Annotated in this window: 15 protein-coding genes and 3 rRNA genes; 2 read left to right on the plus strand and 16 right to left on the minus strand. The window is 65.6% G+C overall.

The window, feature by feature from the left end; translation table 11 throughout:
* The first annotated feature begins 31 nt into the window (after positions 1-31).
* Together xylB and GJV80_RS10510 are read left to right on the plus strand one after the other, a co-directional pair.
* On the plus strand, positions 32-1,447 hold the full coding sequence (xylB, locus tag GJV80_RS10505) for a xylulokinase (protein WP_154687855.1): 1,416 nt from the start codon (positions 32-34) through the stop codon (positions 1,445-1,447).
* A gap of 22 nt (positions 1,448-1,469) precedes the next feature.
* A complete protein-coding gene (locus tag GJV80_RS10510) occupies positions 1,470-1,961 on the plus strand; it encodes a carbonic anhydrase (RefSeq protein WP_230208339.1) in 492 nt (163 codons plus the stop codon).
* 215 nt (positions 1,962-2,176) lie between these two features.
* On the opposite strand, the gene rrf is transcribed toward GJV80_RS10510, so the two are convergent.
* The 16 genes from rrf to GJV80_RS10590 form a co-directional block, all read right to left on the minus strand.
* Positions 2,177-2,293 (minus strand): 5S ribosomal RNA (gene rrf / locus GJV80_RS10515).
* A 103-nt stretch (positions 2,294-2,396) separates the two neighbouring features.
* Positions 2,397-5,509 (minus strand): 23S ribosomal RNA (locus GJV80_RS10520).
* 325 nt (positions 5,510-5,834) lie between these two features.
* Positions 5,835-7,351 (minus strand): 16S ribosomal RNA (locus GJV80_RS10525).
* Together the 16S, 23S and 5S rRNA genes form the textbook arrangement of a ribosomal RNA operon.
* Positions 7,352-8,076: 725 nt before the next feature.
* Positions 8,077-9,339 (minus strand): tyrosine--tRNA ligase, encoded by a 1,263-nt coding sequence (gene tyrS / locus GJV80_RS10530; protein ID WP_154687856.1) that lies wholly within the window; start codon positions 9,337-9,339, stop codon positions 8,077-8,079.
* 10 nt (positions 9,340-9,349) lie between these two features.
* A complete protein-coding gene (gene argH, locus GJV80_RS10535) occupies positions 9,350-10,690 on the minus strand; it encodes an argininosuccinate lyase (RefSeq protein WP_154690185.1) in 1,341 nt (446 codons plus the stop codon).
* A 213-nt stretch (positions 10,691-10,903) separates the two neighbouring features.
* Positions 10,904-11,407, minus strand: coding sequence for an arginine repressor (locus GJV80_RS10540; RefSeq protein WP_154687857.1), 504 nt, complete (start codon positions 11,405-11,407; stop codon positions 10,904-10,906).
* On the minus strand, positions 11,404-12,402 hold the full coding sequence (argF, locus tag GJV80_RS10545; RefSeq protein WP_154687858.1) for an ornithine carbamoyltransferase: 999 nt from the start codon (positions 12,400-12,402) through the stop codon (positions 11,404-11,406). Before argF ends, GJV80_RS10540 begins: the two co-directional genes overlap by 4 nt.
* Positions 12,402-13,613 (minus strand): acetylornithine transaminase, encoded by a 1,212-nt coding sequence (locus tag GJV80_RS10550; RefSeq protein ID WP_255455573.1) that lies wholly within the window; start codon positions 13,611-13,613, stop codon positions 12,402-12,404. The genes argF and GJV80_RS10550 overlap by 1 nt, the downstream gene beginning before the upstream one ends.
* A 41-nt stretch (positions 13,614-13,654) precedes the next feature.
* Positions 13,655-14,683: an acetylglutamate kinase gene (gene argB, locus GJV80_RS10555; protein ID WP_370518836.1), complete on the minus strand. Its 1,029-nt coding sequence runs from the start codon at positions 14,681-14,683 to the stop codon at positions 13,655-13,657.
* Positions 14,680-15,831: a bifunctional glutamate N-acetyltransferase/amino-acid acetyltransferase ArgJ gene (argJ, locus tag GJV80_RS10560; protein WP_154687859.1), complete on the minus strand. Its 1,152-nt coding sequence runs from the start codon at positions 15,829-15,831 to the stop codon at positions 14,680-14,682. The genes argB and argJ overlap by 4 nt, the downstream gene beginning before the upstream one ends.
* Positions 15,828-16,862: an N-acetyl-gamma-glutamyl-phosphate reductase gene (gene argC, locus GJV80_RS10565; protein ID WP_154690187.1), complete on the minus strand. Its 1,035-nt coding sequence runs from the start codon at positions 16,860-16,862 to the stop codon at positions 15,828-15,830. The genes argJ and argC overlap by 4 nt, the downstream gene beginning before the upstream one ends.
* 157 nt (positions 16,863-17,019) lie before the next feature.
* Entirely contained in the window at positions 17,020-18,129 is a 1,110-nt protein-coding gene (locus tag GJV80_RS10570; protein ID WP_195909283.1) for a type IV toxin-antitoxin system AbiEi family antitoxin domain-containing protein, read from the minus strand.
* Positions 18,130-18,354: 225 nt separating this feature from the next.
* Entirely contained in the window at positions 18,355-20,922 is a 2,568-nt protein-coding gene (pheT, locus tag GJV80_RS10575) for a phenylalanine--tRNA ligase subunit beta (RefSeq protein WP_154687861.1), read from the minus strand.
* A complete protein-coding gene (pheS, locus tag GJV80_RS10580; protein ID WP_154687862.1) occupies positions 20,919-22,031 on the minus strand; it encodes a phenylalanine--tRNA ligase subunit alpha in 1,113 nt (370 codons plus the stop codon). Before pheS ends, pheT begins: the two co-directional genes overlap by 4 nt.
* 188 nt (positions 22,032-22,219) lie before the next feature.
* Positions 22,220-23,965, minus strand: coding sequence for an MFS transporter (locus tag GJV80_RS10585; protein WP_230208340.1), 1,746 nt, complete (start codon positions 23,963-23,965; stop codon positions 22,220-22,222).
* 145 nt (positions 23,966-24,110) lie between these two features.
* Positions 24,111-25,097, minus strand: coding sequence for a sulfate/molybdate ABC transporter ATP-binding protein (locus GJV80_RS10590; protein ID WP_154687863.1), 987 nt, complete (start codon positions 25,095-25,097; stop codon positions 24,111-24,113).
* Between the last annotated feature and the right edge of the window lie 5 nt (positions 25,098-25,102).

The following is a 25,102-nucleotide window of genomic DNA, read 5'->3' on the forward strand; positions in this document are numbered from 1 at the left end:
GACCTGCGCCGGCTGAAGGAGAGACAGTTCCATGACCCTGGTCGCCGGCGTCGACAGTTCCACGCAGTCGGTCAAGGTGGTGATCTGCGACGCCGAGACCGGCCGGGTCGTCCGCTCGGCCCGTGCCCGACATCCCGACGGCACCGAGGTCGCCGCCGACGCGTGGTGGCAGGCGTTCCAGCAGGCGGCCGCTGAACCCGGCCTGCTGGACGACGTCCGAGCGCTGGCCGTCGGCGGTCAGCAACACGGCATGGTGACTCTCGACGAGAACGGCGAACTGGTCCGCGACGCCCTGTTGTGGAACGACAACCGATCGGCACCCGATGCCGAGGACCTGATCAGCGAGTTCGGCGGTCGGGCCGCCTGGGCCGACGCAGTCGGAACCGTCCCGGTGGCGTCGTTGACGGTCGCCAAGCTTCGCTGGTTGGCGCGGGCGGAGCCGGAGAATGCCGTCCGGACGACGGCGGTCCTGCTGCCCCACGACTACCTCACCTGGATGATCGGCGGTCGGTCCTTCGACCCGGTGACCGACCGCGGCGACGCCTCCGGCACCGGCTACTTCGATGCCGAGGCCAATACGTATCGGCCGGATCTGGTACGGCTGGCGATCGGCCACGACCTGCGGGTGCCGCGGGTTGCCCGACCCCACGATCTCGTCGGCGAGACACCCTCGGGGATCGCGCTCGCGCCGGGCACCGGCGACAACATGGCGGCGGCCCTGGCGCTCGGTGTCCGGCCCGGCGAAGCGGTGGTGAGCCTCGGCACGAGCGGCACCTCTTACACCGTGGCTGCACAACAGACCCGCGAGCCGACCGGAACCGTCTGCGGGTTCGCGGATGCGACCGGACGGTTCCTCCCCCTCGTGTGCACGCTCAACTGTGCGCGCAACCTGGAGGCCGCCGCGGCCATGCTCCGGGTCGACCTCGAGGAGCTCAGCCGGCTCGCGATGGCTGCGCCGCCGGGAGCCGAGGGGATCACGTTCATGCCCTACCTGGAGGGCGAGCGGACTCCGCCGCTGCCGCAGGCGACCGGGGAACTGCTCGGTCTGACCCGCGCCAACATGCGGGCCGAGAACATCGCCAGGGCGGCGATCGAAAGCGTGTTGTGGAGTCTGGCCTTCGGCACCGAGGTGCTGGCCGAGCTGACCGGATCGATCTCCTCGATCACGCTCACCGGCGGCGCGGCGCAGTCGTCGGCAGTGCAGCGGATCGCGCCGGCGGTGTTCGGCCTTTCGGTAACGGTGACCGAGCCGTTCGAGAGTGTCGCGGTCGGCGCGGCGCGGCAGGCGGCCTGGGCGCTGACCGGCGAGCTGCCCGAATGGAAGGTGCCGGTGCTGCGCGAGATCGAGCCGACCAGTGAGGACCTGGCCGCCCACCACGAGCTGGGCGAACGCTATCGGGCTGCGCTGCGGACGCACTACCCGGATGCCCGGATAGCCCACATCTGACGCCGGGATACCCTTACGTCTCGTGTCAGCGATCGATCCCTTGGTCCAGGCGAACCGTGAGTTCGCGCAGAGCTTCGCCGGCGGGCTTCCGGGCACCCCGGCGCGCAAGATTGCGGTGGTCACCTGTATGGACTGCCGCATCGACCCGGTCCGGGCTCTGGGGGTCTCCGTCGGCGACGCGAACGTGATCCGCAATGCCGGCGGCCTGATCGTGGAGGACACCCTGAGGTCGTTGGCGATCAGCCAGCGAAAACTGGGCACCACCGCGATCATGGTCATCCAACACACCCGGTGTGGTCTCTCCACCTATGACGATGCCGAATTCCGCGCCGAGCTCGAGGCCGAGACCGGTGTCGCCCCACCGTGGGGACCGAGCCCCTTCGGCGCGCAGGAGGACAACGTCAGAACCGCGGTGGAGCAGCTTCGCACCTCAGCCCTCCTGCCGTACACCGACGACGTCCGCGGTTTCGTCTTCGATGTCGACACCGGGCTGCTCACCGAGGTCACCCAGTAGTCAGCGGCACAGACCGGCTCGATTCGACCGGTTCGATTCGACCGGTTCGATTGGACCAGTTCGACCCGGTGTCCGCGGCGTCGATCGCCGGGCAGAGCCTTCTCCTGTCGAAGGTTTCGAACTCGGGGCACCGCTATTCGTACACAACTATTCATACACAACGCAAAAACACCTCGTGGGTGGCTACGAATAGCCACCCACGAGGTGTCTATATTGTCCGGCGACGTCCTAGTCTCCCACACGGTCCCCCGTGCAGTACCATCGGCGCTGAAGGGCTTGACTTCCGGGTTCGGAATGGAACCGGGTATTTCCCCTTCGCCATGATCACCGAAACTCTATGGAGATGTGATCGGATCGAGGTTCACTCTTTCTTTCGAGTTCACCGATCTACGACCGTATCTCGGGAACTGCACAGTGGACGCGTAGCATCTTTGTAGGAACAAGCCCTCGGCCTATTAGTATCGGTCAGCTCCATGCATTGCTGCACTTCCACATCCGACCTATCACCCAGTGGTCTGCTGGGGGGCCTTACCAGGTTAACCTGTGGGAACCCTCATCTTGAAGCGTGCTTCCCGCTTAGATGCTTTCAGCGGTTATCACTTCCGAACGTAGCCAACCAGCCGTGCTCCTGGCGGAACAACTGGCACACCAGAGGTTCGTCCGTCCCGGTCCTCTCGTACTAAGGACAGCTCTTCTCAAGATTCCTACGCGCGCAGCGGATAGGGACCGAACTGTCTCACGACGTTCTAAACCCAGCTCGCGTGCCGCTTTAATGGGCGAACAGCCCAACCCTTGGGACCGACTCCAGCCCCAGGATGCGACGAGCCGACATCGAGGTGCCAAACCATGCCGTCGCTATGAACGCTCGGGCAAGATCAGCCTGTTATCCCCGGGGTACCTTTTAGCCGTTGATCTCCGGCGCTTCCACATGCCGCCGTCGGTTCACTAGTCCCGACTTTCGTCCCTGCTTGAGATGTCTCTCTCACAGTCAAGCTCCCTTGTGCACTTACACTCGAAACCTGATTGCCAACCAGGCTGAGGGAACCTTTGGGCGCCTCCGTTACCTTTTGGGAGGCGACCGCCCCAGTCAAACTACCCACCAGGCACTGTCCGTGATCCGGATAACGGACCTACGTTAGATAACCAGAAGAACCAGAGTGGTATTTCAACGTTGACTCCACAACCACTGGCGTGACTGCTTCAAAGTCTCCCACCTATCCTACACAAGCTCATCCGATCACCAATACCAAGCTATAGTAAAGGTCCCGGGGTCTTTCCGTCCTGCTGCGCGTAACGAGCATCTTTACTCGTAGTGCAATTTCGCCGAGTCCGTGGCCGAGACAGCGCCCAAGTCGTTACGCCATTCGTGCAGGTCGGAACTTACCCGACAAGGAATTTCGCTACCTTAGGATGGTTATAGTTACCACCGCCGTTTACTGGCGCTTAAGTTCAATGCTTCGCCTTGCGGCTAACATCTCCCCTTAACGTTCCAGCACCGGGCAGGCGTCAGTCCGTATACATCGTCTTTCGACTTGGCACGGACCTGTGTTTTTAGTAAACAGTCGCTTGGGCCTGGTCTCTGCGGCCTCCAATGCTTCGGGGAGCAAGTCCCCTAACAATGTCGGCCCCCCTTCTCCCGAAGTTACGGGGGTATTTTGCCGAGTTCCTTAGCCACGGTTATCTCGATCGCCTTGGTATTCTCTACCTGACCACCTGAGTCGGTTTAGGGTACGGGCGGCACATGCACTCGCTCACGAAGGTTTTCTAGGCAGCATAGGATCACCCACTCCAACACGGTTGAAACCGTGAGAGGCCTCCTGTCTCAGGCTTGTGAGATGCGGATTTGCCTACATCTCGCCCTACGCAGTTACCCCGGGACAGCCATTAGCCCGGGTTGGGCTACCTTCCTGCGTCACTCCGCAGCTTGCCTAATACGAGTTCGGGTCGCAGAGTCAGTCAACATCATCCCGAAGGAGTCCGAAGACCTTCCGTGCTTAGCATCACTCGGTTCGGCAGGGTCGTTCATGCGCCGGTACGGGAATATCAACCCGTTGTCCATCGACTACGCCTGTCGGCCTCGCCTTAGGTCCCGACTTACCCAGGGCAGATTAGCTTGACCCTGGAACCCTTGGTCATTCGGCGGACGGGTTTCTCACCCGTCATTCGCTACTCATGCCTGCATTCTCACTCGTGTGCTCTCCACAGCTGGGTTACCCCGCTGCTTCCTCGCGCACACGACGCTCCCCTACCCATCAACGCGCCTGGGTCCAAAAGGACCAAGCACATGCGTCAATGACACAGCTTCGGCGGATTGCTTGAGCCCCGCTAAATTGTCGGCGCAGAATCACTTGACCAGTGAGCTATTACGCACTCTTTAAAGGGTGGCTGCTTCCAAGCCAACCTCCTGGTTGTCTCCGCAACTCCACATCCTTTTCCACTTAGCAATCGCTTAGGGGCCTTAGCTGGTGTTCTGGGCTGTTTCCCTCTCGACTACGAACCTTATCGCCCGCAGTCTCACTGCCGCGCTCTCACTTACCGGCATTCGGAGTTTGGCTAATGTTGGTAAGCTTGTGGGCCCCCTCAACTATCCAGTGCTCTACCTCCGGCAAGAAACACGCGACGCTGCACCTAAATGCATTTCGGGGAGAACCAGCTATCACGAAGTTTGATTGGCCTTTCACCCCTATCCACAGCTCATCCCCCAGGTTTTCAACCCTGGTGGGTTCGGGCCTCCACGACGTCTTACCGTCGCTTCACCCTGGCCATGGATAGATCACTTCGCTTCGGGTCTAGAGCACGCGACTCAATCGCCCTATTTGGACTCGCTTTCGCTACGGCTTCCCCACACGGGTTAACCTCGCCACGTACCACTAACTCGCAGGCTCATTCTTCAAAAGGCACGCCGTCACTCCGAAGAGCTCCGACGGATTGTAGGCAATCGGTTTCAGGTACTATTTCACTCCCCTCCCGGGGTACTTTTCACCTTTCCCTCACGGTACTTGTCCGCTATCGGTCACCAAGGAGTATTTAGGCTTAGCGGGTGGTCCCGCCGGATTCGTACGGAATTTCACGGGTTCCGTACTACTTGGGGTGACACCTAACAGTGCTCATCTTACGTCTACAGGGGTGTTACCTTCTGTGCCGCGCCTTCCCAGAGCGCTTCGACTTCAATGAGCATTTCTGACTGTTTGACCGATCGACAGCTCGGTCCAGGTGGCCCCACTACACCGCATCTGCAACGCCTGTCAGCTATCACACAGATGTGGTTTGGCCTCTTCCGCGTTCGCTCGCCACTACTGACGGAATCACTGTTGTTTTCTGTTCCTGTGGGTACTGAGATGTTTCACTTCCCCACGTTCCCTCCCGCTGCCCTATGTGTTCAGGCAGGGGTCGCCGGACATTACTCCGGTTTCCTTCGAGGTTTCCCTATTCGGAGATCCCCGGATCGAAGCTCGTTTACCAGCTCCCCGGGGCTTATCGCAGGTTACAACGTCCTTCATCGGCTCTTGGTGCCAAGGCATCCACCGATTGCCCTTAGTAGCTTGTTGTTACTACAAAGATGCTCGCGTCCACTGTGAAGTTCTCAATATACGGGCGGGATCCGTGTGCCGGCTGTTTCCAGCCGGCCCTCGGTCCGCTGAGTTGCCCGATCGCGTGACGTTCGTCGTGCGACCGACCCCTCAGGACCCAACAGCGTGCCTCAGGCACAGTCGTCATCTCACCCGGTTTTCCACTCCCTTACGGGTTGTACTCACGGGATCGTGACTTCTGCGCTTAATGGTCAATGTTCCACATTCCGGTGCCTGCTCGGCCAGGAACGATCGTCCTGGAACCGAGCGCATGGACGCTCGAGAGCGCCATATGGCTCCTTAGAAAGGAGGTGATCCAGCCGCACCTTCCGGTACGGCTACCTTGTTACGACTTAGTCCTAATCGCCAGTCCCACCTTCGACGGCTCCCTCCAAAAGGTTGGGCCACCGGCTTCGGGTGTTACCGACTTTCATGACTTGACGGGCGGTGTGTACAAGGCCCGGGAACGTATTCACCGCAGCATTGCTGATCTGCGATTACTAGCGACTCCGACTTCATGGGGTCGAGTTGCAGACCCCAATCCGAACTGAGGCCGGCTTTTTGAGATTCGCTCAACCTTGCGGTATTGCAGCTCTTTGTACCGGCCATTGTAGCATGCGTGAAGCCCTGGACTTAAGGGGCATGATGACTTGACGTCATCCCCACCTTCCTCCGAGTTGACCCCGGCAGTCTCCTATGAGTCCCCACCATTACGTGCTGGCAACATAGGACGAGGGTTGCGCTCGTTGCGGGACTTAACCCAACATCTCACGACACGAGCTGACGACAGCCATGCACCACCTGTATACCGACCTTGCGGGGGCTACATCTCTGCAGCTTTCCGGTATATGTCAAACCCAGGTAAGGTTCTTCGCGTTGCATCGAATTAATCCGCATGCTCCGCCGCTTGTGCGGGCCCCCGTCAATTCCTTTGAGTTTTAGCCTTGCGGCCGTACTCCCCAGGCGGGGCACTTAATGCGTTAGCTTCGGCACGGAACTCGTGGAATGAGTCCCACACCTAGTGCCCACCGTTTACGGCGTGGACTACCAGGGTATCTAAGCCTGTTTGCTCCCCACGCTTTCGCTCCTCAGCGTCAGGTAATGCCCAGAGAACCGCCTTCGCCACTGGTGTTCTGTCTGATATCTGCGCATTCCACCGCTCCACCAGACGTTCCATTCTCCCCTGCATACCTCTAGTTCGCCCGTATCGGAAGCAGGCTCGGGGTTAAGCCCCGAGTTTTCACTTCCGACGTGACGAACCGCCTACGAGCCCTTTACGCCCAATAATTCCGGACAACGCTCGCACCCTACGTATCACCGCGGCTGCTGGCACGTAGTTGGCCGGTGCTTCTTCTGCTAGTACCGTCACTTTCGCTTCGTCCTAGCTGAAAGTGGTTTACAACCCGAAGGCCGTCATCCCACACGCGGCGTTGCTGCATCAGGCTTGCGCCCATTGTGCAATATTCCCCACTGCTGCCTCCCGTAGGAGTCTGGGCCGTATCTCAGTCCCAGTGTGGCCGGTCGCCCTCTCAGGCCGGCTACCCGTCGAAGCCTTGGTGAGCCGTTACCTCACCAACAAGCTGATAGGCCGCGAGTCCATCCCTAACCGCCGGAGCTTTCCACCTCAAGCGATGACGCTCGAGGTCATATCCGGTATTAGCGGCTGTTTCCAGCCGTTATTCCAGAGTTAGGGGCAGGTTACTCACGTGTTACTCACCCGTTCGCCACTCGTGTACCCCCGAAGGGGCCTTACCGTTCGACTTGCATGTGTTAAGCACGCCGCCAGCGTTCGTCCTGAGCCAGGATCAAACTCTCCGTTGAAATATATCGGTGCAGCACCGAAGTGCTGTTTACCGTCAACTTAGTTCGATCGCTGACGTGGATCTCAAAGAGATCCTCATCAATCAATCAAAGGAATCCGAACCTAGTACGTCATGAGCAATCAAAGATCACTCACAATGCCTAGGCACGGGGTTTATTTGTGCATAAACTGGCATTGACTTTTAGCACGCTGTTGAGTTCTCAAGTTTCGGGCGCACACCGCGCGGTTTTCTTTCGAATTCCGCTTGGGGCAACTCGACTTACTTTAGTGAAGTTCTCGCTGCGTTGTCAACTTGGTGTTGATCCCGCTTTGAGGCCTTCACCTCGGTCTTCGTGACCCCTTCAGGACCCTTCGGATCTCATCTGGGGCAACCCGACCTAGCTTACTGAAGAGTTCCGTTCCGGTCAAACCGGATCTTCGCTCCCCCGCGGGCATCTCGGCGGGCCGTATCCGGCTGCTACACCCCTTGGGGCGCAGGCCATCACGGCTGCTTTGTTACCGTTGGGTTCCGCTCGGGCCGGCCGCTCTGCCTTTCGGCTTCCGCGTCCCGCTCCCCGGCGGCTCAGAGAACATTACGCGGAGCGGGTTTGCCGGTCAAATCCAGCGCTCGTGGCGCTCGTCACAACTGCCGTCTGCCCTTGTCAGCGGCAGGTCGCCGGGCGTCGGTCGGCAGCCACCTGACACCAGGGCGGATGCCGGCCGTTTCCGATTCGGCGGAGTCGACTCAGGCCAGGACGCGCACGGCGCCGACGGTCTTCTTGCCGCGCCGAACGATGACGTACTCCCCGGCGAGCAGATCGGTGGGCTGCAGCCGGCGATCCGGATCGGTGACCTTCTCGTTGTTCAGATACGCGCCACCCTCGGCTATCGCCCGCCGGGCGGCGGATCTGCTGGCCACGACGCGGGCCGCTTCCATGGCGTCGACGAACGTCGGCAGGTCCCCGTCGCACTTCAGTTCCGCCGCATCCAGCTCAGCGGCGACGTCGCGGAGCACAGCAGCGGACAACGAGCCCAGTTCGGATCTGCCGAACAGTGCTTCAGCAGCCTCGTTGGCCGCCTTGGTGTCGGCCGGGGAATGCACCAGGTCGGTCACATCGTCGGCGAGCGCATGCTGGGCCAGCCGCAGGTGCGGCTTCTCCCGGGTCTGCCGTTCGAGTTCGGCGATCTCCTCCTGACTGCGCGGACTGAACACCTTCAGGTATTCGATGACCTTCTCGTCCTCGGCGTTCAGGAAGAACTGGTGGAAGGCGAACGGGCTGGTCAGGTCCGGACTCAGCCAGATCGACCCGCCCTCGGTCTTGCCGAATTTCGTTCCGTCGGCCTTCGTCAGCAACGGCGTGGCGATAGCGTGCACCTTTCCACCGTCGGATCGGCGGACCAGTTCGACACCGGCGGTGATGTTGCCCCACTGGTCGCTGCCACCGAACTGCAGTGTGCAGCCGTACTGCCGGTAGAGGTTGAGGTAATCGAACGCCTGCAGCAGGACGTAGGAGAACTCCGTGTAGGAGATGCCCGATTCCAGCCGCTTCCGGACGACCTCCCTGGCCAGCATCCGGTTGACGGGGAAGTGCTTGCCGATGTCCCGCAGGAAGTCCAGCACCGGCACATTCCCGGTCCAGTCCAGGTTGTTCACCACCCGGGCCGGATTCGGGCCGTCGAAGCGGACGTATCTGCTCACCTGCTCCCGGATCTGGTCGACCCAGCCGGCAACCGTCTCCTTGGAGTTCAGCACCCGTTCGGCGGTCTCCTTCGGGTCGCCGATCAGTCCCGTCGACCCGCCGACGAGGATCAGTGGGTTGTGTCCCGCGTCCTGCAGGTGGCGGGCGACGATCAGTTGCACCAGGTTGCCGAAATGCAGGCTGGGCGCCGTGGGATCGAACCCGATATAGAACGTCACCGGCCCTGCGTCGAGGTGCTCACGCAGTGCCTGTTCGTCGGTGCAGTCGGCGAGCAGGCCCCGCCAGGTCAATGTGTCGAGGATTCCCACGGCCCAAAGCCTAGTGGCGGAGTCGGTCGAGCCGTTCGGCGATTTCGGTCAGCTGCTCGGCCACCCGCGCCGTCGCGGTGCCACCGCGCCCGTTCCGGGCGTCGATCGACCCCTGGACCGTCAGCACCGCCCGCACCTCGGGCGTCAGTCTCGCGTCGATCCCGGCCAGTTGTTCCGGCGTCAGGTCGGACAGCTCGATGTCGCGCTGTTCGCAGTAGCGGACACAGGCTCCGGAGATCTCGTGCGCCTCCCTGAAGGGCACCCGTCGCCGAACCAGCCAGTCGGCGACGTCGGTGGCCAGCGAAAATCCCTGCGGCGCCTCGGTCGCCATCCTGGCGGTGTCGAAGGTCAGCGTGCTCACCATCCCGGTCACCGCGGGCAGCAGCACCAGCAACTGGTCGATCGAGTCGAACAGCGGTTCCTTGTCCTCCTGGAGATCCCGGTTGTACGCCAGTGGCAGGCCCTTGAGCGTCGCCAGCAGGCCGGCGAGATTGCCGATCAGTCGGCCGGCCTTGCCGCGGGCCAGTTCGGCGACGTCGGGGTTCTTCTTCTGCGGCATGATCGACGACCCGGTCGCCCAGGCGTCGTCCAGCTTCGCGTAACCGAAGTCGTGGGTCGCCCACAGGATCACGTCCTCGCTGAGCCGGGACAGGTCGACGCCGATCTGGGCCAGCACGTACGCGGCCTCGGCGGCCAGGTCCCGGGCGGCCGTGCCGTCGATCGAGTTGGCGACGCTGCCGGCGAAACCCAGGTCGCGCGCGGTCAGCTCCGGGTCGAGCCCGAGCGACGTGCCGGCCAGCGCTGCGGAGCCGTACGGACTCACCGCCAGCCGGTGATCGAGGTCCCGGATCCGTTCCAGGTCGCGGACCAGGGGCCAGGCGTGGGCCAGCAGGTGATGGGACAGCAGGACGGGCTGGGCATGCTGCAGGTGGGTCCGGCCCGGCATCGGTGCGCCGAGATGGCGTTCGGCCTGATCGTGCAGCGCCGTGATCAGATCACCGACCTCGGCGCGCATCATGGCCATCGCGTCGCGCAGGTACATCCGCAGCAGCGTGGCGATCTGGTCGTTGCGTGACCTGCCGGCGCGCAGCCTGCCCCCCAACTCGGGACCGGCGATCTCCAACAGTCCGCGTTCCAGCGCACCGTGTACGTCCTCGTCGGTCTCCGCCGGAGTGAAGCTGCCGTCGACCACTGCGGCTTCGAGCCGGTCGAGGGCTGTGATCATCGCGTCGTGTTCGTCGTCGGTGAGCAGCCCGGCGCGGTGCAGCGCGCCGGCGTGGGCGCGGGATCCTGCGATGTCGTAGCGGGCCAGCCGCCAGTCGAAGTGGGTCGACCTGCTCAGCGCGAACATGGCGTCCGCGGCGCCGCCGCGGAAGCGTCCGCCCCACAGTGTCCCCTGCGGTGTCCGCGATCCGGGACCCTGCGCTCCTGTGTTGGCTTCCACCGATGCTCCCTTCCGTGCGGTCGGCGCGGGCCGGAGGACCCGCCCGACTCGCGTCCCGAATACATCCTGCGAATCATCACCCCGACGGAGGGCGACGCAGCCGTACGCCGACGGCTCCGGTCAGCGGCTGCTCAACCGGGTCAGCTGGTCGGCGATCGCCTGGCCGCCGTCGGGCTCGCGGGTGATCAACAAGATGGTGTCGTCGCCGGCGATGGTGCCCAGAATGTTGGGCCAGCCGGCCCGATCGACGGCCGAGGCGAAATACTGGGCCGCGCCCGGGGGTGTCCGTACCACGACGAGGTTCGCGGAGGCCTCGGCCGAGACCATGATCTCCCCGCACAATCGGGCCAACCGGTCGTTGAAGGCCGTCTGCTCCCCCACCAGCGGTGTCCGGTCGCCGCCCTCGCCCGGCACTGCGTAGATCAACTGTCCGTCCTGACCGCGAACCCGGAGCGCGCCCAGATCGAGCAGGTCGCGGGACAGCGTGCCCTGGGTCACCGACACACCGTCGGCCGCCAGCAGTTCGGCGAGTTCGGACTGGGATCGCACCTGGTGGCGCTCCAACAGGGCGATGATCCGGGCGTGCCGGGCGGACTTGCTGATCGTCCGGGTCGTGTCGGTCATCGTCGCGGATCCTCCGCGGCACCATGGTCGGCGGTGTGCTCCGGATCCGCGGGGCGCCGCCGCCACAGCCACGTCATGATCGCCTTCTGCGCGTGCCGGCGATTCTCGGCCTCGTCCCAGATCACCGACTGCGGTCCGTCGAGTACCTCGGCGGAGATCTCCTTGCCCCGGTACGCGGGCAGACAGTGCAGCACGATCGCGTCCGGACTCGCATGGCTGATCAACTCGCTGGTCACCGCGTAGGGCCGGAAGACGGCTTCCCGGGCGGCCGCCTCGTCCTCCTTGCCCATCGACACCCAGGTGTCGGTGACAACGACATCGGCGCCGGCGGCGGTCTTGATCGGATCATGGTCGATGCCGATGGTCGCGCCTGTCCTGCCGGCGATGGCAGCGGCCCGGGTCAACACCGCAGGATCCGGCCTGTAGCCCTCCGGTGCGCCGAAACGGACGTGCATCCCAGCGGTGGCACCGGCGAGGGCCCAGGAGTTGCCCATGTTGCACGCGGCATCGCCGAGGAACGCCACCGTCAGGCCGGCGAGTCGGCCCTTGTGCTCGGCGACCGTGAGCAGGTCGGCCAACAGCTGGCACGGGTGGTAGTCGTCTGTCAGGGCGTTGACCACCGGAACGCCGGCGTACCTGGCCAGTTCGACGATCCGCTGCTGACCGTAGGTGCGCCAGACGATCATGCCCACCTGGCGGCCGAGGATCCTGGCCACGTCGGGAATCGATTCCCGGACGCCGATACCGGCGAGGTTCCCGTCGACCTGCAGCGGAAAGCCGCCGAGTTCGGCGATGCCTGCCGCGAACGAGGACTGGGTACGCAAGGTCGGCTTGTCGAAGATCGTCGCCACGCTCACCGGGCCGGCCAGCGGCTTGGAGTCGTACGGTGCGGCCTTGAGCGCGGCGGCAAGCTCAAGAACCTCGGCCTGCTCGGCCGGGCTGAGATCGTCGTCGGCCAGGAAGTGGCGAATGCCGGCGGTGGTCTGCTCGGTCATCAGGCTGCTCCTTGTGCGTCGTCGAGGAAACCGGGCAGTGCCTCGATGAAACCCGCGATCTGGTCTGCGGTGATGATCAGCGGGGGTGCGATCCGCAGCACGTTCGGACGGGGCGCGTTGATGATGTAGCCGGCGTCCAACGCCGCGTCGCTGACGGCGGCCGCGATGTCGCGGGTGAGCACCACGCCACGCAGCAGGCCGCGGCCGCGGACATGATCGATCAGCGGGTGACCGAGGGCGGTGATCCCGGTGGCCAACTGGTCGCCCGTCACCATGGCGTTCTGCAGCAGTTGATCCCGTTCGATCACCGCGATCACGGCGAGACCGGCGATGGCCGCCACGGGGTTGCCGCCGAAGGTCGAGCCGTGGCTGCCCGGCCCGAGCAGGCCGGCGGCGCGACCGAGCGCGAGGCAGGCGCCGATCGGGAAGCCGTTGCCCAGGCCCTTGGCGAGCGTGACGATGTCGGGAACGATGTCCTCGCGGCTGGAATCCAGCCACCGGCCGGTGCGGCCCATCCCGGTCTGCACCTCGTCCACCCACAACAGTGCACCGGCCGCGGCGGTGATCCGGCGTGCCGCGGCCAGGTAGCCGTCCGGTGGCACCACGATGCCGTTCTCCCCCTGGATCGGTTCCAGGACCACGGCTGCGGTCCGGCCGTCGACGGCGGCCTGCAGCGCATCCACATCGCCGTACGGGACGAACTCCACGTCTCCGGGCAACGGCTCGAAGGGCTTGCGGTACTTCTCGTTGTGGGTGATGGCAAGGGCACCCATCGACCGGCCGTGGAAGGACCCCTCGGTCGAGATGATCTTGGTCCGTCCGGTCTGCCGGGTGATCTTGAAGGCCGCCTCGTTGGCCTCGGTCCCGGAGTTGGTGAAGAACACCCGGGTCTCCACACCGCTGTCACCGGCGACCAGTCGGGTGAGCCGTTCCGCCAGCGCCACCTGGGCCGGCGTGGCGAAGAAGTTCGAGACGTGGCCAAGCGTGGCGATCTGGCCGGTGATCGCCGACAACACGGTGGGATGGGCATGACCGAGGGCGTTGACGGCCAGGCCGGAGAGCAGATCGAGGTGCCGTCGCCCGTCGGCGTCCCAGACATAGCAGCCCTCGCCACGGACGAACACCCGCTTCGGCGTGCCGAAGGTGTTCATCAGGGTGTGGCTGTAGCTGTCCAGGATCGCCGCCGAGCCACCCCGTTGCGGGGCGGCCAGTTGATCACTGACTGCGGTCAGCTCAGAAACCGTGCTGCCGGTCACGGGCGCACCTCGTTCAGGTCGTTGGTCGGTTCATGATCTTCGGGGACGAGCACGCCGAACTCTCCGTTGGCGTACTCCTCGGGCGGAATGCCTTCGGACGCAGGGAAAACGCGGCTACCCAATCTGATCAACCCGTCCTGGGTGACCATGGTGCCGATGCCGGCGTTGGTGAAGATCTCCAACAACAGCGCGTGTGGAACGCGGCCGTCGGTGACGGTTGCCCGAGTCAGGCCGCCCTCGACTGCGTTCAGACACGCCTCCATCTTGGGTGCCATCCCGGACTCGAGTCTCGGCAGCATCTGCCTGAGTTGCGATGCGGAGAGTTCCTTGATCACGTCGTTGCTGTTCGGCCAGTCGGCGTACAGGCCCTCGACGTCGGTCAGCATCACCATCCGCTCGGCCTTCAGCGCCACGGCGAGCGCGGCGGCGGCCGTGTCGGCGTTGACGTTGTGCACCACGCCGTTGCGGTCCGGGGCGATGCTGGCGACGACCGGGATCCGTCCGGCGGTGATCAGGCCGTTGATCGCCTCGGTGCGGACCGTCGTCACCTCGCCGACCAGACCGAGATCGATCTCTTCGCCGTCGACGAGGGCCTTCTTGCGGGTTGCAGTGAAGAGGCCGCCGTCCTCGCCGGACATGCCGACGGCCAGCGCGCTCTGCTGGTTGATCAGCCCGACCAGGTCACGGCCGACCTGGCCGACCAGCACCATCCGGACGATCTCCATCGCCTCGGGCGTGGTGACCCGTAGCCCCGCCTTGAACTCCGACGGGATACCGAGCCGTTGCAGCATGGTGGAGATCTGCGGTCCGCCGCCGTGCACGACCACCGGATGCACGCCGCAGCGTTTCATGAAGACGATGTCCTGGGCGAAGGCCCGCTTCAGGTCCTCGTCGATCATGGCGTTGCCGCCGTACTTGATCACGACGGTCCTGCCGGCATAGGTCTCCAACCAGGGCAGCGCCTCGGTCAGGATGGACGCCTTCTCCACCAGGGAGAGCTTCTCGGCCTTCCGGATGATGGTCACGACAGGTACTCCGCGTTCTCCTTGACGTAGTCGTACGTCAGATCGTTGGTCCAGATCGTCGCTGTCTGGTCGCCGGCGTGCAGATCGATGTCGACACGGATCTCGCGCTGGGCGCTGATGTCGACGGTCGCGTCCGGTACGCCGTACCCGTTGCGGCTGAGCAGTACGCCGTTGAAGGACACGTCGACGGCATCGGGTTCGAAGGTGGCCGAGGTGGTGCCGAGAGCGGCGAGAACCCTGCCCCAGTAGGGATCGTTGCCGAACATCGCGCACTTGAACAGGCTGTTCCGGGCAATGCTCCGGCCGACGATCACGGCGTCCTCCTGACTTGCAGCACCCGAGACGGTGATCGCGATGTCATGGGTGGCGCCCTCGGCATCGGCCACCAGCTGGCGGGCCAGATCGGCACACACCGCCGTCAGGCGGTCGGTGAACTCCGCCGGATCGGCGTCGACGCCCGAGGCGCCGCTGCTCATCACGATCACCGTGTCGTTGGTGGACATCGCACCATCACTGTCCACCCGGTCGAAGGTGAGCCGGGTGGCTCGGCGGAGCGCTGTGTCCAGGACGGCGGAGTTGATCACTGCGTCGGTGGTGATCACGACGAGCATCGTGGCGAGCCCGGGCGCGAGCATGCCGGCACCCTTGGCCATGCCGCCGATCGTCCAGCCGTCGCCGGTCGCGGTCGCCTGTTTGGCCCGGGTGTCTGTGGTCATGATCGCCTCCGCGGCGGCGGCTCCACCGTCCTCGGTGGCCTGGTCGACCAGGGTCGGGATGGCCGCCGTGATCTTGTCCACCGGCAGTCGGTTGCCGATCACGCCGGTGGAGCAGACCGCGATGTCGACGGCGCCCACGCCGAGCTGGGATGCCAACCGTTCGGCCGTGCTGTGCGTGTCGGCGAAACCGTCCGGACCGGTGCACGCGTTGGCGCCGCCGGAGTTCAGGATGACCGCCTGCAACGACCCGTCCTTGATCACCTGCTCCGACCAGAGCACCGGCGCCGCCTTGATCCGGTTGGAGGTGAAGACCGCGGCCGCGGTGAAGTCCGGACCGAGATTGCGGACCAGGGCGAGATCGGCGTTGCCGGACGGCTTGATCCCGGCGGGCAGGCCGGTTGCCGCGAACCCCCTGGCTGCGGTCACGCTCATGGAGCGACTCCGATCGTGGTCAGCCCGGTGGTCTCGTCGAGGCCGAGCGCGAGGTTGGTGCACTGGACGGCGGCGCCGGCCGTGCCCTTGGCAAGGTTGTCGATGGCGGCGATCGCCACAAGCCGTCCGGTGTGTGGGTCGACGGTGGCCTGGATGTGCGCGATGTTGGCGCCGAGGGTGGCCTGGGTCTGCGGCCAGACGCCGGCCGGCAGTAGGTGGACGAACGCCTCCGTCGCGTACGCCTTCTGGTAGGCGGCGTACACATCGTCGGCGGTGATCGACGGATCGCTGAGTCTGGCCGTACAGGTGGCCAGGATGCCGCGCGTCATCGGGACCAGCATCGGTGTGAACGAGACGTGCGGGTCGGCGGCACCGCAGGCGATCAGGTTCTGTTCCATCTCGGGGGTGTGCCGATGGATCCCGCCGACCTGGTACGGCGTCGCCGAGCCCATGATCTCCGAGGCCAGGTAGGTGGTGGCCAGCTTCTTGCCGGCGCCCGAGGGGGCGGTCGCGAGGACGACCACGACATCGTCGCAGGAGATCAGCCCGGCGGTGACGGCCGGCAACAGGGCCAGTGTCGAGGCGGTCGGATTGCAGCCGGGAACCGAGATCCGCTTCGTGTGCGCCAGTCTGTCGCGCTGACCAGGGAGCTCGGGCAGGCCGTACGGCCAGGTCCCGGCATGGTCGGAGTGGTAGTAGTGCTGCCATTTCGCCGGGTCGGCCAGCCGGTGGTCGGCGGCACAGTCGACGACGAGGACGTCCGGGCCCAGCCGTGCAGCGATCTCACCGGACGCGCCGTGGGGCAGCGCAAGGAAGACGATGTCATGTCCGGCCAGGTGCTCCGCGTCGGTCGGCTCGACCACGCGATCGGCCAGCGGCACCAGATGCGGATGGTGTTCGCCGAGCAGACTGCCGGCGCTCCTGGCCGCGGTCACCGCGCCGACCTCGATGTTGGGATGCGCGAGCAGCAGCCGCAGCAGCTCGCCGCCGGCGTACCCGGTCGCCCCGGCCACCGCTGCCCTGTACTTGATCACAGCATGATCATGCCATGGTCTGCATACTTATTCCAACTCGGTTATCCCCGCGAGGGGTCAGTTAATCCCTGATATTCGCAGCGTGTCGCCACCCCCACCCGCCGAGGGGTCAGAGATTCCCTCATATATGCGGCGTGTCGGCGGAAGAGCCGACTCAGGATCGATCGCTCCGGCTGACCTCGCTCACCCCGTACAATCCGTACGGATCCCTGACCAGACCGGCGACTTCGGATGACATCAGGAAGCTGTCGGCATGGCGCGGCAGGCCGAACGCCCGCATCGCGGCCTCGGCGTCGGACCGGTCGCCGGCGGCTCTTCGTTCGGCCCGCTCAGCCGCGCGGCGATAGCCGTCCTTCAGCCGGTCCATCGCGCTCCAGCGGTGCAGGTCCGCGTTCCCGAAGACGTCGATCGTCCATCCCTCGCCGCGGATCAACTCCCGGCGCCATGCGTCACGGGCGATCTGTTCCGGAGTCGAGTGCCATTCCTCGCCGTCGTACTCGGCTGCGTACTTGACCCTGGCATCGCCGAGATCCAGGCGGAACGGTTCGCGGCCTGGCCGATGCAGCACCGAGATCTGCAGGTCGGGCTTGGGCAGCCCGGCATCGATCCACAGCAGACGCAGCTCCGACTCGCGTACCGATTCCGCGCGACCGTCAGCCAGCGGAACGAGTTCGCGCAGTTGGACGACTCCCCGGCGGCCCCGGAACCGTCGGAGCTGGGCGTCGAGTTCGGCCGCGGTGAATCCTCCCAGTCGCAGCAACGCGTCCAGCCCGGCCAGTGCCTTCTCCCGTCGCAGGGATCGACCGAGATCACAGGCGGTCCGCAGAGGTGACGTGACCAGTACCGGACCGATCGAGACAAGATCAGCGTCGTCGAGCATCCGGCGGCCACCCTGCACCTGCTTCCTGCGTACCCGGGTGTGATCGGGATGCCGGAAGTACTGCACGCGGGGCATCGGGCCCATGCTGCCTCCCGGGAAGAGATCCACTCCGTACAGCCAGGCGGCCGTTGCGTCGGTGATCACCGCGGCCTCCGGTACGGCGAGGGCGAGGGCCCGGGCACGCTCGTCGATCGAGTCCGGCACGCAGGCGTCGACGTACACGCCGTGGAGCACACGGCGGAGGAGACCCTGCCGGACGAGCCGGGCCAGAACGTTGCCGTCCACCCCGAGGTGGCGGGCTTGAGCGGCGGTGAACGGACGGTCGGTCGGCAGCCGCGGGTCCGCGTGCCAGGCGGGAAAGATCGAGGATCCAGGATTCGTCATGCCCCAACGATCGGCGCCGCGGCCCCGGCGAATCCCAGTTCCGGCGACGATCTGTGGACAGCGACGACAAGCGGACAACATCAGAGGGTCTCGGACACCACCTGACGCCCGACGCATGATCTTCAGAGCGACCGCGACACGCCGCGCATATGAGGGATTTTGTGACCCCTCGGCGGGAGGGGGTGGCGACACGCCGCGCAGATTGGGGAGTTTGTGACCCCTCGGCTATTCGGTGCGTTGGGTGGCGCCGGTGGCGCGGGCGGCGGCGGCAACCGCGGCTTCGCGGGCCTGAGCGACCTCGGCATCGGTGAGGGTACGGTCCGGGGCGCGGAAGCGGAGGGCGTAGGCCAGGGACTTCTTGCCCGCGCCGATCTGCTCGCCGGTGTAGACGTCGAACAGCCGGACGTCCTCCAGCAAACCCCCGGCACCGGCCCGTACGGCTTCTTCGACCCTGGCCGCGGGCACGCCGGCGTCGACAATCAGCGCGATGTCCTCTTTGACCACCGGATGGGTGGACAGCTCGACGATGCTGCCGATCTGCGGCGCGGCCCCGACCAGCGCATCAAGATCGATCTCGCAGGCCGCGGTCCTGGCCGGCAGTCCGAGAGCCTCGATCACGGTCGGATGGATCTCCCCGGCGAAGCCGATCGGGGTCCGGGTGCCGTCCTCGGCCACAACGATGATCGCGGCGCAGCGGCCGGGATGCCAGGGTGCCTGCTCGGCCTGTTCGGCGACGACCGTGCCACCGACGGCACGGGCGGCGATCTCGGCGGTCGCGATGGCGTGCCGCCAGGTCGCCGGCTGCGCCGGCCCGGTCCACCCCGCAGGACGTACGGCTCCGGTCAGCACGGCACCGAGATGCCGTGGCTGATCACCGATCGCCGCGTCCATGGCGGCCAACTCCTCCTCGCTCGGCCGGCGGTCGACCGGGGGCCGCGGAGCGGCACTGCGCTGCTGCGGTGCCAGGAACACCGGCCCGATCTCGAAGATCGCAAGATCGTCAAGACTGCGGCTGGTGTTGCGGTTGACCGATGCGAACAGTTCCGGCAGCAACGTGGTGCGCAGTTCGGCCTGTTCCTCCGAGAGCGGGTTGGCCATCCGCATCAGTCGGCGGCGCGCGTCGTCGGGCGGGATACGGAGTTGATCAAGAACCGCCCTGCCCATGAACGGGAAGGTCTGTGCCTCGACGTACCCGGCATCGGCCAGTGCCTGGCCGATCAACCGGCGCAGCCGCTGCCGACGGGTCAGGCCCCGGCCCGCGGGCGGTGTCGGGATGACCGGGCGGACGTTCTCATACCCGTAGATCCGGCCGACCTCTTCGACATAGTCGTACGGATCGGTCAGGTCGGGCCGCCAACTGGGCGGGGTGACCAGCAGTCTGTCGCCCTGATCATCAACGGCGACGCCGACCGCCTGCAGAGCCTGGATCACCGTCGAACGGTCGATCTCAGCACCCATGATCGTGGCCGGAAGTCGATCATCGAACCGCTGGGTCGCCGGCGATGGCACCGCACCGGCAACGGTCTCGGCCGGCTCGAGCCGGCCGCCGCCCAGGGCGATCAGCAGTTGCGCGACCCGGTGGGCCGCGGCATAGGTGGCACCCGGGTCGGCGCCGCGCTCGTAGCGTCGGGACGCTTCGGAGGACAGCTTGTGCCGCCGCGACGTCCGGGCGATCGTCATCGCGTCGAAGTTGGCCGATTCGATCACCACGGTGGTGGTCCGATGGCTCACCTCGGTGTTCTCGCCGCCCATCACGCCGGCCAGGCCGATCGGACCGGAGTCGTCGGTGATCAACAGATCGTCCGGATCGAGGTCACGGACGACGTCGTCGAGAGTGATCAACTTCTCCCCCGCCCTCGCCTTGCGGACGACGATGGGGCCGGAGAGCTTGTCCCTGTCGTAGGCGTGCAGCGGCTGGCCGGTCTCCAGCATCACGTAGTTGGTGACGTCGACGGCGAGCGAGATCGACCGCATGCCGGCCTGGTGCAACCGTCGTTGCATCCAACGCGGGCTGGCGGCGGTCGGGGCGATACCGCTGACGGTGAGCGCGACGAACACCGGGCAGGCCTCGGAGTTGATCACCACCGGATAACCCTCATCGACGGTCGGCGGCACCGGACGGGAGACCGGATCGGTGAACGGCACGTCGAAGGCGAGCGCGGCCTCGCGAGCGATGCCGCGGACCGACCAGCAGTAGCCGCGATCAGGCGTGACAGCGATGTCCAGGACGTCGTCGCGCAGGTAGAGCGCCGGGGCCGCGTCCGCGCCGACCACAAGATCAGCAGGATCCGCAGCGGTCCGACCTGCCGCCAGCGGACCGACCGCGTCGGGCTCGAGCACGATGATGCCGGAATGATCATCACCGATGCCGAGCTCGCGCGAGGAGCAGATCATCCCGTCGCTGACGTGTCCGTACGTCTTCCGCGAGGCGATCTTGAAACCGCCGGGCAGTTCCGCGCCTGGCAGGGCCACGACGACAAGATCACCCTGAGCGAAGTTCCTGGCGCCGCAGATGATGCCGCGGCCGGGTGCGCCGAAGTCGGTCGGCGTCCCGCCTTCGTTGTACGGACCGACGTCGACCCGGCACCACCGTACGGTCTTGCCGTTGGAGTGGGTCTCCTCGGTGAACTCCTCGACCCGGCCGATCACCAACGGCCCGGTGACCTCCGCGCCGGTCTCCTCGATGGTCTCGACCTCGAGGCCCAGCCGCACCAAGGCGTCGGAGATCTGCCGGGTCGGCACCGACTCCGGCACCGCAGCGTACGTCCGCAGCCAGTTCAGCGGGACCCTCATCGTGCACCTCCCACCAAGGAACGACTGAACCTCACGTCACCCTGCACGGTGTCGCGCAGATCCGACAGGTTGTTGCGGAACATCAGGGTGCGATCGACCCCCATGCCGAAGGCGAAGCCGGAGTAGATCGAGCTGTCCACACCACAGGCCTCGAGCACCCGCGGGTTGACCACACCGCAGCCGCCCCATTCGATCCAGCCCTCGCTCTTGCACATCCGGCACGGATTGTCCGGATCACCGACCGAGGTGCCGTGACAGTTGAAGCACAACAGGTCCACCTCGGCCGACGGCTCGGTGAAGGGGAAGTACGAGGGCCTCCAGCGCAGCACCATGTCCTCTCCGAACAACACGCGCGCGAAGTGTTCCAACGTGCCACGCAGATTGCCGAAGGTGATGCCCTTGTCGACGGCGAGGCCTTCGATCTGGTTGAAGACCGGGAGATGGGTGGCGTCGTACTCGTCGGCCCGGTAGACGCGTCCGGGACAGACCACATAGACCGGGAGCTCACGGGTGAGCAGGGACCGGGCCTGCACCGGGGAGGTGTGGGTACGCAGCACCAGGTTGTGTTCCGGAGGGTCGATGAACAGAGTGTCCTGCATCGTGCGGGCCGGATGGTCGGGGATGAAGTTGAGGGCGTCGAAGTTGAGCCACTCCGCCTCCAGCTCAGGACCCTCGGCGATCTCCCAACCCATCGACACGAAGATGTCACCCATCAGATCCATCATCGCGGGGACGGGGTGGATCGCCCCCTGCGGCACCAGCTCGGTCGGCAGGGTGACGTCGACCCGCTCCTGCGCCAGTCGGCGCTCCAGTTCGGCGGCACTGATCTCGGCCTCCCGATCCTTCAGCGCCTGGTTCACCCGGCCGCGGGCCCGGGCCATCCGCTGCCCGACCTCGCGTTTGGCCTCCGGGGGCAGGGCACCGATCTCCCGATTGGCCAGGGCCAATGGTGACCGGTCGCCGGCGTGGGCGATGCGGGCCTGTTTGAGCTCGGCGACCGTGGTCGCCCCGGCAAAAGCGCGGAGCGCCTCGGCCACCATGGCTTCGACGTTCTCTTCGCTCAGCGATGCGACCTGCACAGGGTCGTAGCTCGAGTTCGGCCCAGACATCGGACTCCTCTTCGGGTGGATCTGCTCAACTGCCCAGTGGCAGCGCCAGACAGTCTAGGAACGACTGCGGCCGAGCGGCGAACCGGATTGGGCCGTTGTGAGTACTGCTGCCGCCCAGCGGGCCGAAACGCCGGCCCACGGCACGCTCCGACATGTCCGGACGGCAGGAATGCACGACGGTGGCGGGTTCAGTCGTCCGGTTCGGCGTAGACGTACTTGCCGCCGCGCAGCAGCGACGCCACTCCGGCGATCAGGCAGGCGATGATCGCGAAGGCGAAGGCGACGCCCAGCCCGTCGGCGAACGGTCCGGAGATCAGTGACGGGAAGAACGCCCGACCGGTCAGGAAGTGGGCGTTGGCTGCCGGCAATTGGCCGAGCACCTGGGGGCCGAGGATCGTCTGCACCGGGTTGTAGCCCAGCAGTGAGGCGAACAGCACCGAAACCGGCGGGAGCGCGGCGACCCGGGCGGCGACGTCGGCCGGCACCCCTTGTGCGGTCAGTCCGGAGGACATCGCCTGCGGCAGCGCCTTGGACAGGCCCGCGACCATCAGCGTGAAGAAGACCCCGATCGACAGCACCATGGCGGCGTTCTGGAAGGTGGCAGTCATCCCAGCGCCGGCGCCGCGGCGTTGGCGGGGCAGGCTGTTCATGATCCCGGCACGGTTGGGTGAGGCGAACAGCCCCATTCCCAGACCGTTGAGCAACAGCGCCAGAGCGAACTCCCAGTAGGAGAAGTCGACCGGCATCAGCGCGAGCCAGACGAAGCTGAGCGCGGCGACGACCATGCCGCCGGTACCGAAGGCACGGGCGCCGAACCGGTCGGACAACCACCCGGACGCCGGCCCGGCGATCAGGAACCCGAGCGTCATCGGCAGCATGTAGATGCCGGCCCACAGCGGAGTCTGTTCGAAGCTGTAGCCGTGCCGGGGCAACCAGATGCCCTGCAACCAGATGATCAACAGGAACATCAGGCCGCCGCGGCCGAGGCTGGCCAGCAGGCTGGCCACGTTGCCCGCGGTGAAGGCGCGGATCCGGAACAGCCCGAGTCGGAACATCGGATCGGACACCCGGGTCTCGATGACACAGAAGACCGCCAGCACCACGGCACCGCCGATCATCAGGACGAGCACCATCGGGTTGGTCCAGCCCATCGTGTGATCACGGTACGGCTGGATCCCGTAGGTGATGCCGATCAGTAACGCGATCAGCCCGGCGGCGAAGCTGATGTTGCCCCACCAGTCAACGGTTGCGGCGTGCCGGTGGCCGGTGTCGTGCAGTTTCCAGTACGCCCACACTGTGCCGAAGACTCCGACCGGTACGGAGACGAGGAAGACGATGTGCCACTCGATCGGTGCCAGGACGCCACCGAGCACCAGGCCGATGAAGGACCCGGCGATGCCGGCGACCTGGTTGAGCCCGAGGGCAAGGCCGCGCTGGTTGGTCGGGAACGCGTCGGTCAGGATCGCCGAGGAGTTGGCCATCAGCAGCGCACCGCCCACGCCCTGCAGGATGCGGATGATGATCAGCCAGAGCGCCCCGGCGGTGCCGTGCAGCCAGGTCAGCGACAGCAGGATGGAGAACAGGGTGAAGACGGCGAAGCCGGCGTTGTACATCCGGACTCGGCCGAACATGTCGCCCAGTCGTCCGAAGCTGACCACGAGCACTGCGGTCACCACCAGGTAACCCATGATCAACCAGAGCAGCAGGCTGGTGTTGCTCGGTTCCAGCGGGTTGACGCCGATGCCGCGGAAGATGTCGGGCAGCGCGATCAGCACGATGGAGGAGTTGATCGTCGCCATCAGGACACCGATGGTCGTGTTGGACAGCGCGATCCACTTGTAGCCCGGACGGGCGACCGCTGCCGCCGCCCGCGACTCCCGCGCGGTGATACCGCGTGCTGCCCGTTCCGGTGCCGTTGTAGAGCCCGTCTGCACCTGGCGCCCCTTCCACGGATCGATCTGGCGGGACGATCCGACTCCGATCAAAATTCCTTAGCCAGGCTAAGGGATCGGCCGGGGCGGGTATTCCCGCGGCGGGCTCGGCGGACGGGGTGTCTAAAGTTCGGCTCAGCTTCCCGGATCAGCCGGCGGCCGACAGCCAGACGCGGGCACCTTCCCGCAGCCCGATGGATCGCTGGTGCGACCGGCTCATCACCACCTGCACCTCGCCGTTCCCCGGCTCGGGACGGTCGGGCCGGACGGTCAACCGGACCTCGAACCCGATGCGCAGCATTCGGGTGACTACACCGGGCATCGCACCGGCCGATCCCGGTGTCACGGCGACCTCGATGTCGTGCGGTCGCAGCCGTACACCTCCGAGTTGGGTGACCTCGCCCAGGAAGTCCATCACGAAATCGCCGGCCGGCTCATCGTAGAGCTGGTCGGGTGTGCCGATCTGCTCGATCCTGCCCTCGTTGATCACGACGATCCGGTCGGCAACCTCCAGCGCCTCCTCCTGATCATGGGTGACGAAGACGGTGGTGACATGGACCTCGTCGTGCAACCTGCGCAGCCAGTCCCGCAACTCCTTGCGGACCTTGGCGTCCAGGGCGCCGAACGGCTCGTCCAGCAGCAGCACGTTCGGTTCGACGGCCAGCGCCCTGGCCAGCGCCATCCGCTGCCGCTGTCCGCCGGACAACTGGGACGGCAGCCGCTGGGAGAACTGGGACAGGTGCACCAGGTCCAGCAGCTCGGCGACCCGGCGGTTGATGCGTTCGCGTTCCCTCCTGTGCCCTGCCGTCAGCGGAAGCCGCGGCGGGGTGCGGATCTCCAGCCCGAACGCGACGTTGCGCGCCACCGTCATGTGCTTGAAGACCGCGTAGTGCTGGAAGACGAACCCGACGTTGCGCCGCTGGGGCGGCAGGGCCGTGGCGTCGGTCCCCTCGATGACGATCCTGCCGGTGTCCGCCGACTCCAGCCCGGCGATGATCCGCAGCAGGGTCGACTTGCCGCCGCCCGACGGGCCGAGCAACGCCGTCAGCCGGCCGGTCGGGATGGACAGGTTGACGTCGTCCAGGGCGACGAAGTCGCCGAACCGCTTGCTGACCCCAGAGATCTCGATACTCATGATCT

Origin of the sequence: Microlunatus sp. Gsoil 973, assembly GCF_009707365.1 — a bacterium.
Lineage (GTDB): Bacteria > Actinomycetota > Actinomycetes > Propionibacteriales > Propionibacteriaceae > Microlunatus.